Origin of the sequence: Priestia sp. TSO9, assembly GCF_021029645.1 — a bacterium.
GTDB lineage: Bacteria > Bacillota > Bacilli > Bacillales > Bacillaceae_H > Priestia > Priestia megaterium_E.
Genome location: NZ_JAJEKD010000015.1, coordinates 1,788,469 through 1,802,966, shown reverse-complemented (window position 1 = coordinate 1,802,966; position 14,498 = coordinate 1,788,469). Strand labels below are relative to the sequence as shown.

15 protein-coding genes and 1 other annotated feature (1 of these 16 running past the window's edge) are annotated in these 14,498 nt (G+C 38.8%); of the genes, 11 read left to right on the top strand and 4 right to left on the bottom strand.

Annotated features, from left to right (window positions below):
* Positions 1-103 precede the first annotated feature (103 nt).
* Both LJC66_RS24480 and murC read left to right on the top strand, forming a co-directional pair.
* A complete protein-coding gene (locus LJC66_RS24480) occupies positions 104-757 on the top strand; it encodes a hypothetical protein (protein WP_013059500.1) in 654 nt (217 codons plus the stop codon).
* A 185-nt stretch (positions 758-942) separates the two neighbouring features.
* Entirely contained in the window at positions 943-2,244 is a 1,302-nt protein-coding gene (murC, locus tag LJC66_RS24475) for a UDP-N-acetylmuramate--L-alanine ligase (protein WP_013059499.1), read from the top strand.
* A gap of 41 nt (positions 2,245-2,285) precedes the next feature.
* On the opposite strand, the gene LJC66_RS24470 is transcribed toward murC, so the two are convergent.
* Positions 2,286-3,401 (bottom strand): aminopeptidase, encoded by a 1,116-nt coding sequence (locus LJC66_RS24470; protein ID WP_013085232.1) that lies wholly within the window; start codon positions 3,399-3,401, stop codon positions 2,286-2,288.
* Positions 3,402-3,682: 281 nt separating this feature from the next.
* On the opposite strand from LJC66_RS24470, the gene LJC66_RS24465 reads away from it, so the two are divergent.
* The 8 genes from LJC66_RS24465 (at position 3,683) to motS (ending at position 9,855) form a co-directional block, all read left to right on the top strand.
* Entirely contained in the window at positions 3,683-4,168 is a 486-nt protein-coding gene (locus LJC66_RS24465; protein ID WP_013085231.1) for a DUF948 domain-containing protein, read from the top strand.
* A gap of 27 nt (positions 4,169-4,195) precedes the next feature.
* A complete protein-coding gene (locus LJC66_RS24460) occupies positions 4,196-4,651 on the top strand; it encodes a YtxH domain-containing protein (RefSeq protein ID WP_013059496.1) in 456 nt (151 codons plus the stop codon).
* A 250-nt stretch (positions 4,652-4,901) separates the two neighbouring features.
* On the top strand, positions 4,902-5,225 hold the full coding sequence (gene ytxJ / locus LJC66_RS24455; RefSeq protein WP_014458000.1) for a bacillithiol system redox-active protein YtxJ: 324 nt from the start codon (positions 4,902-4,904) through the stop codon (positions 5,223-5,225).
* Positions 5,226-5,343: 118 nt separating this feature from the next.
* Positions 5,344-5,478, top strand: coding sequence for a hypothetical protein (locus LJC66_RS27875; RefSeq protein WP_265589370.1), 135 nt, complete (start codon positions 5,344-5,346; stop codon positions 5,476-5,478).
* 240 nt (positions 5,479-5,718) lie between these two features.
* Entirely contained in the window at positions 5,719-6,795 is a 1,077-nt protein-coding gene (locus LJC66_RS24450; RefSeq protein WP_230933685.1) for a bifunctional 3-deoxy-7-phosphoheptulonate synthase/chorismate mutase, read from the top strand.
* Between the two features lie 558 nt (positions 6,796-7,353).
* Positions 7,354-8,352 carry a catabolite control protein A gene (gene ccpA / locus LJC66_RS24445; RefSeq protein WP_025750682.1) on the top strand — a complete coding sequence of 333 codons (999 nt, stop codon included), beginning with the start codon at positions 7,354-7,356 and terminating at the stop codon, positions 8,350-8,352.
* Positions 8,353-8,405: 53 nt separating this feature from the next.
* Entirely contained in the window at positions 8,406-9,209 is an 804-nt protein-coding gene (motP, locus tag LJC66_RS24440) for a flagellar motor protein MotP (RefSeq protein ID WP_230933684.1), read from the top strand.
* A 34-nt stretch (positions 9,210-9,243) separates the two neighbouring features.
* Entirely contained in the window at positions 9,244-9,855 is a 612-nt protein-coding gene (gene motS, locus LJC66_RS24435; RefSeq protein WP_050688678.1) for a flagellar motor protein MotS, read from the top strand.
* Positions 9,856-9,884: 29 nt separating this feature from the next.
* On the opposite strand, the gene LJC66_RS24430 is transcribed toward motS, so the two are convergent.
* From LJC66_RS24430 to LJC66_RS24420, 3 genes are read right to left on the bottom strand one after another with little or no spacing between them, the layout of a single operon-like run.
* The gene (locus LJC66_RS24430; RefSeq protein ID WP_050688631.1) at positions 9,885-11,048 is read right to left on the bottom strand and encodes an acetoin utilization protein AcuC; all 1,164 of its coding nucleotides are present in this window, start codon (positions 11,046-11,048) and stop codon (positions 9,885-9,887) included.
* Positions 11,048-11,689 carry an acetoin utilization AcuB family protein gene (locus LJC66_RS24425; RefSeq protein WP_016765739.1) on the bottom strand — a complete coding sequence of 214 codons (642 nt, stop codon included), beginning with the start codon at positions 11,687-11,689 and terminating at the stop codon, positions 11,048-11,050. Before LJC66_RS24425 ends, LJC66_RS24430 begins: the two co-directional genes overlap by 1 nt.
* A 30-nt stretch (positions 11,690-11,719) precedes the next feature.
* Positions 11,720-12,352 (bottom strand): hypothetical protein, encoded by a 633-nt coding sequence (locus LJC66_RS24420; protein ID WP_028410502.1) that lies wholly within the window; start codon positions 12,350-12,352, stop codon positions 11,720-11,722.
* Between the two features lie 284 nt (positions 12,353-12,636).
* On the opposite strand from LJC66_RS24420, the gene acsA reads away from it, so the two are divergent.
* Positions 12,637-14,352, top strand: a complete 1,716-nt coding sequence (acsA, locus tag LJC66_RS24415) for an acetate--CoA ligase (RefSeq protein WP_043975961.1) — start codon at positions 12,637-12,639, stop codon at positions 14,350-14,352.
* A 139-nt stretch (positions 14,353-14,491) separates the two neighbouring features.
* Positions 14,492-14,498 (top strand) — a binding site (T-box leader) (it continues 204 nt past the right edge of the window).

The window sequence follows — 14,498 nt, the reverse complement described above, 5'->3', positions numbered from 1 at the left end:
TTAGCATGTGATAGTTTGCTATCATTTCTCACCAGCAGAAACATATGAGCTGAAGGCGTATAAAGAGGACAAACTAAAATAATTAGAGTACGAGTGAAGAGTAATGACAGAAGAAAATCATGAACTGATTAACTTTAATGAAATTCGTGAACAAAAGCAGCTTCAGTCTGATAATGCTATTTGCGACTTTTACAATCAATATTTCTTTTTTGTGAACCGCTATACGAATATACGAGAAAAAGTGCGGGCTTCACATTTATTTAAAGAGTTAGTAAACTTGCCTCATGAGGCGCCTCTGTCTGATTCCCATGAACAATTATTTTTTCAGTGGTTTGCATTTGAATATGTAACCATTCAGGGGAAAACCTTGCTGCAGCTTTTTTTAGCTGATCAGGCGAAACAGAAAACAGAGTCGTTTTTGATTCAAGGAGCCTTTTTTTTGACGAGTGTACTAGAGCCAATTATTGTGTCTAAAGTACCTAATTCGTTTTTCTTAAAAGGATATACCCCATTGACAAATGAGCAGGTTATCATCAAAGATGTAAGAGGAAGATTTGCAAATTTAGAGGAACAACAAGTAATTTGGATTCGAAAAATAAAATCAATCGGATATGACGTGTTAATTGACTCTTTCTTTTTAGGACATAAACAACGCATTGAACAGTTAGTAACGCAATATAATGACAAAAAAAATGCAATGACATGGCGCTCGTTTTTAAAACAGCAGGCTATATACTATGTGATGAAGCCAAAATAAAAGGCCGTTTCGCAAGGGAAGAGAGTAGAAATGGAGTCATGGAGTTATGTTATAAGAAGTGATATAATGTACGAATGTTATCGTGAAATCAGCATTCAAACGACATTTATATACGTTTGTAAGAGCAATTCTAGATAACCGTCATATACTGTCTTACAGATAGACGAATGTTGGAGGTTCTTTATATGACAGTTTACCATTTTGTAGGTATTAAAGGAACAGGAATGAGTGCGCTTGCGCAAATCCTAAACGATATGGGCTTTCAAGTTCAAGGATCGGATATTGAAAAAGAAATTTTTACGCAAAAAGCACTAGAGCAGCAGGGAATTCCTGTTTTACCATTTGATAAAAATAATATTAAAGACGGCATGACTGTAATCGCAGGAAATGCTTTTCCTGATACGCATGAAGAAATTGCAGAAGCAGCTTCAAAAGAAGGAGTCAAGCTTGTACGCTATCACCGTTTCTTAGGTGACTTTATGAAACAGTATACGAGTGTAGCCGTAACAGGAGCACACGGAAAAACATCCACAACGGGTATGTTAGCGCATGTGATTCAAGGAGCTGAACCTACTTCATATTTAATTGGAGACGGTACGGGTAAAGGTGTAAAAGACAGCAAGTATTTTGCGTTTGAGGCATGTGAGTATCGCCGCCATTTCTTATCTTATACGCCAGACTATGCAATTATGACGAATATTGATTTTGATCACCCTGATTATTTTGCCAATATCGATGATGTATTCAGCGCGTTCCAAGAGATGGCACTTCAAGTCAAAAAAGGAATTATTGCCTGCGGTGACGATGAACATCTGCAGCAAATTCAAGCGAAGGTACCTGTTCTTTATTACGGATTAGGTGAAGAAAATGATTTCCAAGCACGTAATATCGTAAAAAGCACAACAGGCACAACATTTGATGTGTTCGTTCGTAATACATTCCACGCATCATTTGAAATTCCAGGGTATGGCGACCATAACATCTTAAATGCACTTTCTGTTATTGCACTTTGTCATTATGAAGAAATTGATGTTGCTGTGCTGCAAGAGCGTTTTAAAACATATCAAGGTGTAAAGCGTCGTTTCAGTGAAAAGAACGTTGGCAAACAAGTGCTAATCGATGATTATGCACACCATCCAACGGAAATTAATGCAACGATTTCAGCTGCTCGTCAAAAGTATCCAAACCGTGAAGTTGTGGCTGTTTTCCAACCGCATACGTTTACGCGTACACAAACGTTCTTAGAGGACTTTGCAGCAAGCTTACAGCACGCTGATAAAGTATATCTATGTGACATTTTTGGATCAGCTCGTGAGCATCAAGGTAAATTATCAATTGAAGATTTACGAAGCAAAATCAGCGGAGCTGAATTAATTAATGAAGAAACAATTGAATCGTTAAAAGACCATAATGAAGCTGTATTAGTATTTATGGGTGCTGGAGACATTCAAAAGTTTGAAAAACTATATCAGCAGACCGTATCATAAAAAAGAGGCACTCTCCTGAGTGCCTTTTTTTATTTCAAAACTCATTTTAAATTTTCAGGATTTAACGCTTTTAATTCCTCAATGACAAATAGCCCGTCTTTACGAATCAACACGTCATCGAAATAAATCTCACCGCCACCGTATTCTGGGCGCTGAATCATCACCATATCCCAGTGAATATTTGACTTGTTTCCATTATACGCATCTTCGTAGCACTCGCCAGGAGTGAAGTGGAAGCTTCCGTCAATTTTTTCATCAAATAAAATGTCTTGCATTGGATGTTGAATATACGGATTTACGCCAATCGCAAATTCGCCAACAAAACGAGCGCCTTCATCCGTATCAAAAATGCCGTTGATGCGTTCTGTATCATTAGCGGTTGCTTCAACAATCTTACCGTTTTTAAATGTTAAGGATACATTCTCAAACGTAAAGCCTTGATAGTTAGAAGGAGTGTTGTAAGAAATTGTTCCGTTTACAGAATCACGTACAGGAGCGGTGTATACTTCACCATCCGGAATATTCATTTCTCCGGCACACTTCACTGCAGGAATATCTTTAATAGAGAACGTTAAGTCCGTATTCTCACCTGTTAACCGAACTTTGTCCGTGCGGTTCATGAGCTCAACTAAAGCATCCATCGCTTTGCTCATTTTGCCGTAGTCTAAGTTACATACATCAAAGTAAAAATCTTCAAATGCTTCTGTACTCATTTTAGCAAGCTGCGCCATTGAATCGTTTGGATAGCGAAGAACGACCCATTTTGTTTTTGGAACGCGAATTTCTCTATGTACTTTTTTACCGATCGTATTCCCTTGGATTTTCATTTTATCTGCCGGAACATCTGATTGTTCAAAAATGTTTGAACCAGAACGCAAGCCAATATAAGCATTCATTTCTTTCATCACATTTGCTTCAAAGTCTGCCATCATATTGAACTGCTCTTCTTGTGCACCGTTTAAAAGAGCTCGGTCTACCGAATGATCTTTTAGCAGTACAAATGGATAGCCACCCGCCTTGTACGCTTCATCTACAAGTGCTGTCACAAGTTCGCGCTGAAGTCCAAAGTTTTCGATTAATACTTTTTCTCCTTTTTGAAGGCGAACAGAATAATTAATTAAATTTTTGGCTAATGTCGCAATTCGAGGGTCTTTCATAAATAGTGCCTCCTTAAAATAACAATGATTGGTGATTCACTTTCTATTGTACCCCACTGAGCTTATTTTGTTAGTTTTTATGCTTTAAAATCCTTTTTTTCTTTAGGAAGGGAAATAACTCATATATCGCGAAATAATGTACAATCTTCCCTTTTTCTGAATAAAAGCAGAGAGAATATGGTAAAGTTAAAGAGTCTATAGGGAATAGAAGGTTTAATTGTTTATAAAATTGGGAAAGTAGTTATAACAAGAGAGAAGAAAATAGGAGGTGCCTTGCACAGATGGTTATTATTCTTTATTTAAGCGCTGCTATTGTTGCCATTGCGATTTTTTACCTGGTGGTTTCCGTGTCCAAAACATTGAAATCCGTTCAGCACACATTAAATTCAGTGGCAGGTACTTTAGACGGTGTAGAAAAGCAAATGACAGGAATCACAGCCGAAACAACTGCACTTTTACATAAGACTAATCTGTTAGCTGAAGATATTCAGCGTAAATCCGAAGCGCTGAACACAGTGGTGGATTCTGTTAAAGGCGTAGGTGACTCAATCCAAGACCTAAATAAGTCTATTAAAAGCGTATCATCAAGCGTTTCAGAGAAAGTAGAAGAAAATAAAGAAACTGTTGCTCAAGTCGTTCAATGGAGCAATGTTGCATTAGACGTATGGGAGCGTATAAAATTAAGAAAACAGAAAAAAGTTGAAGCAGAGCCTGTACCTGTTGAAGTAAAAGAAAAAGCGGTTCAACGCTCACGCTCATTTTCATAAGGATGAACTTTAAAGGAGGAGACGCATATGTCAAACAAACCAAATAAACCAAACAACACTTCAAATAAAGGCTTTTTAGTAGGAACAGTGATTGGAGGAGTTGTAGGAGCTGCAACGGCATTACTACTTGCTCCAAAATCAGGTAAAGAGTTCCGTTCTGATTTAAATGAGCAGGCAGCTTACGTTCGTCTAAAAACGGAGCAAGCGAAAAACAGCGCTGTTGAAAAAGGACAAGGGTTTGCTCAAACGGCTAAAGAAAAAACGGCTGGTTTATCACAAACACTGTCTGAGCAATCTTCACAAGTAGTGGACAAGGTGAAAAACTTCCGTAAAGTAGATCCTGAACACGAAGCATTACCGCCAACAAGCTTAGAAGTGCTTGCTGATGAAGTTGAGTCTCAAAGCAACGAAGACGTTCAGCAAAAGCTAACAGAAGCTCAAAAAGCACTAGATGAAGTGGAAAGCACAGTGCCACGACCGTAATAAAGAATCAAAAGCGTTTATCCTATAGGGTGAACGCTTTTTTTGTATATAATTTAGGTTGGGTAATGGCAAGTAAATGTTAGTTTCACCAGAGGGATTTTAATTTAACAAGTTCTTTTCTTTATAAGATGAAAAAAACTTCACCTTATAAATAAATTCATTAGCATCATACATAAAGCTGAGCACTCTTTTTGTATGGAAACGCTCAAACCATGTAAACTTAAGAGTAAGTACAGAAAGGGTGAAAAAAATGAAAAAAATTTCAACAGTTGAAGAGTTCGAACAAGTTGTAAAGGAAAACAATCGCTTTTTATTTTTAAAACACAGCACAACGTGTCCAATTAGTGCAGCTGGTCATGAGGCATTTTCAGCGTTTGCTTCTAGTCATGAAGACATTCCTTCTTATTATCTTCATGTGCAAGATTCACGAGATGTATCTAACTATATTGCTGAAACGTATGAAGTGAAGCATGAATCACCTCAAGCGCTTCTGTTTGAAGATGGAAAAGTGAAGTGGCACGCTTCTCACTGGAACATTAACGAAGAAGAATTAGCCAAAAACGTAGCTCATTAATTGAAAGCGGCTGGGACAAAAGCAGTTTAGGTGAAGGAAGATCCGAACGATTAATCGTTCGGTTTTTTTATTTGTAGGGTGAACGCAGGTTTCATATATATATAGCGGCCTCTAGCTGTTGATTGGAGGGCAAGATGAAGACTCCTGCGGGAAAAGCGGAACAGGTGAGACCCCGCAGGAGCGTAGGCGACGAGGAGGCTCACCGGCCGCCCGCGGAAAGCGAAGTCTTGCACGGAAATCAACCTCTCTGTAACAACCAATCTATAGGAGCTTATTTATCCCATTTGTTACTCTTTAGATTGGAGTGATTTAGCTATGTTTCAAACTCTTTTTTTAATATGCTGATTGCGGTTTCATCCGCTTTTTCGTACAATAGATGTAGTTTAGCACATAAAAGCAGAGAAGCCCCTTACATATATCCTCCATCATCTATCATCTTATGTAGTAACCCTGCTAAACGGATTTTTTAAAATCAGTGAAAGGGTGGACGTACATGACGAATTCAAATCTTCAGCATTTGCGATCTCAAATTGACGAAGTAAATATGAAACTGTTAAAGCTTATTAATGAGCGAGGCGAGCTTGTTCAAGAAATAGGAAAGTTAAAAGGCATGCAGTCAACCAAACGGTTTGATCCCGTTCGTGAACGAGCAATGCTTGATGCGATTTTAAGCAAGAATGAAGGACCGTTTCAAACGTCTACGCTTCAACATATTTTCAAAGAGATTTTCAAAGCTCATTTAGAGCTTCAAGAAGATGATCATCGTAAAGCACTTCTTGTATCTCGTAAAAAGAAGCCGGAAAATACAATTGTTACGGTAAAAGGAGAAACAATTGGTGACGGGCTTCAGCGTATTGTAGCAGGACCTTGTTCCGTTGAAAGCTATGAGCAAGTAGCAGCCGTAGCAAAAGCGGTGAAGCAGCAGGGCGTGCGGATGCTTAGAGGCGGAGCTTACAAGCCAAGAACATCTCCTTATGATTTTCAAGGCCTTGGTTTAGAAGGATTGCAAATTTTAAAAAGAGTAGCTGACGAATACGATTTAGCCGTTATTAGTGAAATTGTCGATCCCGCTGATATTGAAACAGCTGTAGAATACGTAGATGTGATTCAAATTGGTGCTCGTAATATGCAAAATTTTGAGCTGTTAAAAGAAGCGGGTGCGGTGAAGAAGCCTGTCTTATTAAAGCGAGGCTTAGCCGCTACGATTGATGAGTTTATTAATGCTGCTGAATACATTGTTTCAAAAGGAAATGATCAGCTGATTTTGTGTGAACGAGGAATTCGTACCTATGAGCGAGCAACGCGAAATACGCTGGATATTTCAGCTGTTCCCATTTTAAAACAAGAAACTCATTTACCTGTTTTAGTCGACGTCACGCATTCAACGGGAAGACGAGATTTACTTGTTCCAACGGCTAAAGCGGCTCTTGCCATTGGTGCAGATGGAATTATGGCAGAAGTTCATCCAGATCCTGCGGTAGCACTTTCTGATTCAGCTCAGCAAATGGATATCCCGCAATTTACAGAATTTATGAAGCAGCTAAAACCTATATGTAACTTAAATTTATAAAAAAACGTAAAAATGAAAAATTCGTATACTTTTATGACAAGTTTGAGGCACTTAATGGTTTCAAGCTTGTTTGCCTTTCGTTATAATAAAGATAAGCGAAATTATCACGTATTTTGAAAACAGTCGATAACTTTTGTCAAAATAGGAAAGAATAAGTGCAAATCCAAAAAACAAGAATTTATGAAATTCTCGTGAAACTTGTCGGAAAAAGGCGGTAAATACGTTGCGATGAAGCACATAGTATCGTATAGTAGTTACAGATATTCGCTATCATTCTGTGATTGCATATGATATAAATTCGCGATTCACTTTTTTTATTTACTTAATATACACCGTCTTTTACATTGTTACATATAAACTGGTAAAATTGTCTTTGCCACGTAATAATAAGGGCATAACAGGAATGATTTAGATGCATACAGGGTATCTAAGCTGTATGTAAGAGTGAAGGAGCTAGAAATAGCCATTCTATAAAGGAAGATGGATTTATATACGTAAATACAAGAAATGAAATAAGGATAAAATAAACGAAATGTTTTTCGATAAGGAGTGTTTGTTGTGAACGTAACAATTTATGATGTAGCAAGGGAAGCAAGCGTGTCGATGGCAACGGTTTCTCGTGTGGTAAACGGAAATCCAAATGTAAAACCATCAACTAGAAAAAAAGTATTAGAAACAATTGAAAGACTAGGCTATCGTCCGAACGCAGTAGCGCGTGGATTAGCAAGTAAAAAAACAACGACAGTAGGAGTTATCATTCCTGATATTTCAAATATTTTCTATGCAGAATTAGCGCGTGGAATCGAAGATATTGCAACGATGTACAAATATAATATCATCTTAAGTAACTCCGATCAAAATCAAGATAAAGAACTTCACCTTTTAAATAACATGCTTGGTAAACAAGTAGACGGAATCATCTTCATGAGTGGGAATGTAACGGAAGAACACGTGGAAGAGCTAAAAAAATCACCGGTTCCAGTTGTACTTGCAGCATCAATCGAATCAACTAACCAAATTCCATCTGTAACTATTGATTATGAACAAGCAGCTTTTGATGCAGTGCAATCACTAATTGACAGCGGTCATAAAAATATTGCATTCGTTTCAGGTACGCTAGAAGAACCAATCAATCATGCGAAAAAAGTAAAAGGGTACAAGCGTGCTCTTACTGAAAGCGGATTGCCTGTACGTGATTCTTATATTGTAGAAGGAGACTACACGTACGATTCAGGTATTGAAGCGGTTGAAAAACTATTAGAAGAAGCTGAAAAGCCAACTGCTATTTTCGTTGGAACGGATGAAATGGCATTAGGCGTTATTCATGGGGCACAAGATCGCGGATTGAATGTACCAAACGATCTAGAAGTTATCGGTTTTGATAATACAAGACTTTCAACAATGGTTCGTCCTCAGTTAACATCTGTTGTACAGCCAATGTATGATATTGGTGCAGTAGCGATGCGTCTCTTAACGAAATATATGAACAAAGAAACGGTAGACAGCAGCATTGTACAGCTTCCTCACCGCATCGAGTTCAGACAATCAACTAAATAATACCTGTGAATGAATAAGAACGAATCCAAAGTTCAGACACGGGGAGATAGAATATGAAAAAAATTGATATGCTCACACCTATAGGGATACTAATTGGTATCTCTATGGTTGTGTTTGGGGTTATTTCAAGTGGAGGAATGAGCGGTTTTTTAGCTTTTATTGATGTACCATCGATGTTAATTGTACTCGGAGGCGTTTTTGGTACGCTGTGCGTGAGCTTTCCTTTAAAACAATTAAAAAATATGGGAAGAGTAGGGAAACAAGCGTTTCAATCTAAAGAAATAAACGTAGAAGAAATTGTAGGAACATTTGTACATTTATCGGAAAAAGCGCGTCGAGAAGGACTTCTATCGTTAGAAGCAGAGCTTGAACAAATCGATGATTCATTTGTGAAAAAAGGTATTTTGCTAGCCGTTGATGGAGTAGAACCGGAAATGATTCGAGAGCTGCTTGAAGCTGAAATAGCTGCAGTGGAAGAAAGACATGCGAGAGGTCGAAGTATGTTTGAAAAAGCAGGCGATTATGCCCCCGCTTGGGGAATGATTGGGACGCTCGTTGGGCTAGTGCTAATGCTTAAAAGCCTTAATACCCCTTCATCGCTTGGGCCTAACATGGCAATTGCTCTTTTAACGACTTTCTACGGGGCGCTGCTTTCAAACTTGTTTTTTCAGCCAATCGCAGCTAAATTAGCTGGTAAAACGGAGCATGAGCTTTTTGTTAAAGAAGTGATTATTGAAGGTGTCATAGGCTTGCAGGCAGGTCAAAATTCTCGCTTTGTGCAAGCAAAGCTAAAAGTATTTGCCCCTGTTGAAAAACGAAAGCTGGAAGAAAAGAGTGAACACGTTCGTGAAGCGTAGAAGAAAAAGGGATTCGGCACAGTCGCCAAAATGGATGGTAACATTTGCTGATTTGGTGACGTTAATATTAGTTTTTTTTATTTTACTATTTTCAATGTCTAGCGTTGATAATCAAAAGTTTCAGACCGTTGTCAATTCGCTTACAAGCGGTGGCTCATTAGCTTCTGTAGAAAAGAGCCAGCAGTCTCAAAAGCTGGATAACATTTTAGCAAAAGTGCAGGATTACCTGAAGGAAAATAAGCTTCAGAATGTCATTACCGCTAAGCGAGATGAACGCGGAGTTGTGCTTATTTTACAAGAACAGGTGCTGTTTGAGACAGGACAAGCGGACATTTTGAAAAAAGGTACCCCTTTTCTGGATGAATTAGGAAGGTTATTCAGTACTATTCCAAATGATATTAAAGTAGAAGGTCATACCGACAATCGACCCATTCACACCTATCGTTATCCATCTAATTGGGAACTATCGGCAGCGCGTGCTAGCGGCGTCATACGTTATTTAACGAACCATTTTTCTCTTTCTGCTAACCGCTTTGAAGCACTTGGATACGGAGATACAAAGCCGCTTGTTCCGAACACGTCTAATGGCAATCTACAAAAAAATAGACGCGTCGAAATTATTATTTCAGATCCCGAAGCACAGTGAAAAAGGCCATACGCTTGTATAGCCTTTTTTTAAGAATGAGATGTATGAGAACGAATAGGATAAAGAGCGCGCTCAAGAGTTTGAGCGTTTTTTTCTGTTATTTCTGGTTTTCTTGGAATTGGCTGATAGATATTAGGTTCATCATCCCACTGTGTGCAAACGGGGTGAGGCGATACTTTTGTCCATTTTTCAAGCCATGACAGAGGAAGCATGCCTTCTGCCTTTCGTTCAATCATTTCAAGCCAAATGAATGACCAAGCCCGAGGAACAACCCGCCAAATATCATAACCTCCTCCGCCAACCGCAATCCATCTTCCCTGACAGTATTCATGGGCAATTTCATGAGCAATTTTAGGAATTTCACGGTATATTTTCGTGGTGCCGCATAAATGAGTGAGCGGATCGTAATAATGAGAATCGGCTCCATTTTGTGTCAAGATAACATCTGGTTTAAAAAAAGCAGCTACTTCTTTTAAAGAGGTCTTATAAACGTCGAGCCAAGACTCATCTTCCGTATAAGCATCAACAGGCACATTAAATGAATAACCATAGCCTTCACTGTGCCCGCGTTCGTTAACGTTTCCCGTGCCTGGAAACAAGTAGCGTCCCGTTTCATGAATGGAAAGAGTACAAACGGAAGGGTCGTCATAAAATGTCCATTGCACGCCATCACCGTGGTGAGCATCTGTATCGACATAGAGAACGCGCGCGTTGTACTTTTGCTGCATATATTTGATGGCTACCGCGCTATCGTTATAAATACAGAAGCCGGAAGCTTTTCCTCGAAAGCCGTGGTGCAATCCTCCTCCTAAATTTAGAGCATGCTTAGCTTTTCCAGTCATCACATAATCTACAGCAGTAAGTGTACCCCCAACTAAAAAAGCACTGGCTTCATGCATGTTGGGAAACATAGGTGTATCTTCTGTTCCAAGACCAAAATCTGCTGCTTTTTCAATAGAAAGCTCACCGCTTCCTGCTAATTTTACCGCTTGAATATAGCTAGTATCATGGACAAGCTGAAGTTCTTCATCAGATGCCATCCGCGGTAATACAATATCTTGATTGCCTAAAGCGCCAAATTCCCGTAACAGTTCATATGTTAGTTGAACACGAAGCTGGTTAAACGGATGATTATTGCTGAATTTGTACGAAAGAATATCATCTGAATAAATAAATACAGCATTACTAGTCATTACGTCATCTCCGGTAATTTAGGCCACAACACCTCATAGCCGTTTTCTTTTAATGTATTTATACTAATCAATGGATTAATAGCTTGAATGCGAAGCACAAGGATTTTATATCGTTCATCTACATCAGGGTAGACAAGTACACTTAAGATGTTTGTTCTCGTTGAACCAAAGAGGGATGTAACTTCAGCGAGAACACCAGCCTTATTTTCTACTTTTATTTCAATTTGTGAACCTGGCTTATTAGTGCCGGTAAGCTGAATAAACGTATGTAATAGATCTCTTTCGGTAACAACGCCTACTAACCGCTTGTTTTTTGTGACGGGAATACAACCGATTTGATGTTCATAAAAAATACTTGCAATTTCTTCAACAAAATCAAGAGGGTGAGCTGTAATGACTTCTGTTTGCATAATCATCCGTACGGGTTCAGATAGAAGAGCAGATGTATAAGTATTATCTAAAATAGATGGACTTGCATCTCTTACGTCTCGATCAGAAATGATGCCAACTACGTGATGAAGGTCATTAACGATAGGAATATGTCTAATCTTATGTGTATCTAAAAGTTTCATAGCTTCAGCAATCGTATGGTCGGGGGTTAAGGTAACGAGATCGGTTTTCATCATCTCTTCAACAATCATCAGACACAGCTCCTTTTCTTAAAGGTCAGCTTAATACATAAAGCGATTTCGAAAGCGCAGGCTATCAAATTCTTGTATGCTTTTTTGAGGTACTCTGCTCCCGATTCTTACCATCAAACAATTAGCAGGGTGGGAGCTAATCTCCGGATCATCTGTGGCAAACCACGTCAGTCCGCCTTTATTCATCATTTTCTCCATAATTTTGCGGTAATCCCACACATTTAGCCCTGTTCCTTTTAAATCCCAATGCCAATAGTATTCTGTCGTAATGACAATATAATCTTCCATTGCATCATCCATCATAGATACGATAAGCAAGTTTTTACCAACAGCGTAGCTGCGAAATGGAGCGGCTACCTCTATAGCTCCTAATTCGATTAAATTCTCCATATTTCCTTCTGACCATCGTTCTAGAGGATCGGGATATAAAAAGGTTACATAACCAATGATTGTATGATGATGGCGAGCAATAATGATTCTACCTTCAGGCAAGTTGGCAATCTCGATCAATGCTTCTTTTTGCTGTTCAGGTGGACGAAAGGCCGTTAGTTGCTCATGAAAATCAAGTTGTTGCAAGGTCTTGGAGGAGACAGGTCCTTCAATAACAATTGCTCCAACAGCTGTTTTTAGTTCTTTCATATTGTATGTTTGGGAATGTTTCACATGAATCACCACCTTCAAGCAGTCTTATCTGTATTATAATACAAAAAAAACTCTATATTAAAGCGTTTTCAAAAAATTAAATAAAAGAAAAGGAGTTTTTTAAAAAACATAGAATAGGAAATTAAAAGAGATTCTTGTTAATTCGACACTTCTATAACAGAGGTTGTCATATAACAAGGGAGACTATTATCCCAATTCCGACAAATAATTTTTATAAAATTGTGAAAAGTCTATTTTTGTTATATAATAGGTTTGTAAATTTTATACATAAGGGGGAGTTTGTGATGAAGGTGGAAGCGCTTCCTGTAATTGAAGGGGTATACAACTTACAGGACTATGATAAAACGTATCAAACCTTTGACTGGTCACAAGTGGAGAAGGAATTTTCATGGCATGAAACAGGTAAATTAAATGCAGCTTATGAAGCAATTGATAAGCACGCAAACTCTACGCGTAAAAATAAAGTTGCGCTTTACTATCGAGATGCGCAGCGCAATGAAAAATATACATTCAAAGAAATGAAAGAATGGTCAAACAAAGCCGCAAACGTGCTAAAACAAGCAGACGTAGAGAAGGGAGATCGCGTGTTTATCTTTATGCCTCGCTCTCCGGAACTTTATTTTGCATTGTTAGGCGCGGTGAAGCTTGGCGCTATTGTTGGGCCTTTATTTGAAGCGTTCATGGAAGGTGCAGTAAAAGATCGTTTGCAAGACAGTGATGCAAAAGTGTTAATTACGACGCCTGAATTGCTGAGCCGCGTTCCGGTGAAAGATTTGCCAGCTTTAAAACACATTCTCCTGGTAGGGGAAAATGTAGAAGAAGAAGGCATTCAACTAGATTTTCTGAAGCGATTAGAAGCGGCGAATAAAGAGGTGGAAATTGAGTGGGTAGATAGAACAGATGGTATGCTACTTCATTATACATCAGGTTCAACTGGCAAACCAAAAGGGGTGCTTCACGTTCATAATGCAATGCTTCAGCATTATCAAACTGCTAAGTGGGTGCTCGACTTAAAAGATGACGATGTGTATTGGTGTACAGCAGATCCCGGTTGGGTAACGGGGACTTCCTATGGGATTTTTGGTCCTTGGCTTGCTGGAGCAACCAATGTGATTGTGGGAGGACGATTTAGTCCAGATGCATGGTATCAAGCACTTGAAGATTTTGGCGTAACGGTTTGGTACAGTGCACCTACAGCTTTTCGTATGCTAATGGGTGCTGGTGATGACTTAGTTAAACGCTATGATTTAAGTAATCTCAGACATGTATTAAGTGTGGGAGAACCGTTAAATCCTGAAGTGGTACGCTGGGGAATGAAGGTGTTCCAAAAACGTATTCATGATACGTGGTGGATGACCGAAACTGGAGGTCAGACGATTTGTAATTATCCGTCTATGAAAATTAAGCCAGGATCTATGGGGAAACCAATTCCAGGTGTACAAGCAGCAATCGTTGACGATCAAGGACAAGAGCTTCCACCTTATCGAATGGGTAACTTAGCAATTAAAAAAGGCTGGCCATCTATGATGCATACGATTTGGAACAACAAAGAAAAGTATGAGTCATATTTTATGCCAGGTGATTGGTACGTATCAGGTGATTCGGCGTATATGGATGAAGACGGTTATTTTTGGTTCCAAGGCCGAATCGATGATGTTATTATGACGGCAGGAGAACGCGTGGGTCCATTTGAAGTAGAAAGTAAGCTTGTTGAACACCCTGCTGTAGCAGAAGCGGGTGTTATTGGTAAGCCTGACCCTGTGCGCGGGGAAATTATTAAAGCATTTATCGCACTTAGAGATGGGTATGAATCTTCAGATGAACTGATTGAAGATATTCGTCAATTTGTGAAAAAAGGGTTAGCTGCTCATGCAGCCCCGCGTGAAATCGAGTTTAAAGATAAGCTACCTAAAACACGAAGTGGTAAAATTATGCGTCGCGTTTTAAAAGCTTGGGAATTAGATTTGCCAACGGGAGATTTGTCAACGATGGAAGACTAAGGAGTAAATGTTTCAATCTTTGTAGGAAAAATAAGTGGTTTTTATAAAGTTCAAACAGCCAGCTGTTTGAACTTTTTTTTGGACTTGAATTTTAAAATGAAATCATTCATAATTGTGGGGTGTAAACTTTTAAATAAAATAAACTG

Bases quoted from the DNA above. Each gene is read 5' to 3' on its own strand.
- ytxJ (WP_014458000.1), top strand. From the start codon at position 4,902: ATGAAAAAAATTTCAACAGTTGAAGAGTTCGAACAAGTTGTAAAGGAA.
- motP (WP_230933684.1), top strand. From the start codon at position 8,406: ATGAAAAAAATTGATATGCTCACACCTATAGGGATACTAATTGGTATC.
- acsA (WP_043975961.1), top strand. From the start codon at position 12,637: ATGAAGGTGGAAGCGCTTCCTGTAATTGAAGGGGTATACAACTTACAG.
- murC (WP_013059499.1), top strand. From the start codon at position 943: ATGACAGTTTACCATTTTGTAGGTATTAAAGGAACAGGAATGAGTGCG.
- LJC66_RS24465 (WP_013085231.1), top strand. From the start codon at position 3,683: ATGGTTATTATTCTTTATTTAAGCGCTGCTATTGTTGCCATTGCGATT.
- LJC66_RS24460 (WP_013059496.1), top strand. From the start codon at position 4,196: ATGTCAAACAAACCAAATAAACCAAACAACACTTCAAATAAAGGCTTT.
- LJC66_RS24425 (WP_016765739.1), bottom strand. From the start codon at position 11,689: ATGATTGTTGAAGAGATGATGAAAACCGATCTCGTTACCTTAACCCCC.
- LJC66_RS24470 (WP_013085232.1), bottom strand. From the start codon at position 3,401: ATGAAAGACCCTCGAATTGCGACATTAGCCAAAAATTTAATTAATTAT.
- motS (WP_050688678.1), top strand. From the start codon at position 9,244: ATGGTAACATTTGCTGATTTGGTGACGTTAATATTAGTTTTTTTTATT.
- LJC66_RS24480 (WP_013059500.1), top strand. From the start codon at position 104: ATGACAGAAGAAAATCATGAACTGATTAACTTTAATGAAATTCGTGAA.
- LJC66_RS24450 (WP_230933685.1), top strand. From the start codon at position 5,719: ATGACGAATTCAAATCTTCAGCATTTGCGATCTCAAATTGACGAAGTA.
- LJC66_RS24430 (WP_050688631.1), bottom strand. From the start codon at position 11,048: ATGACTAGTAATGCTGTATTTATTTATTCAGATGATATTCTTTCGTAC.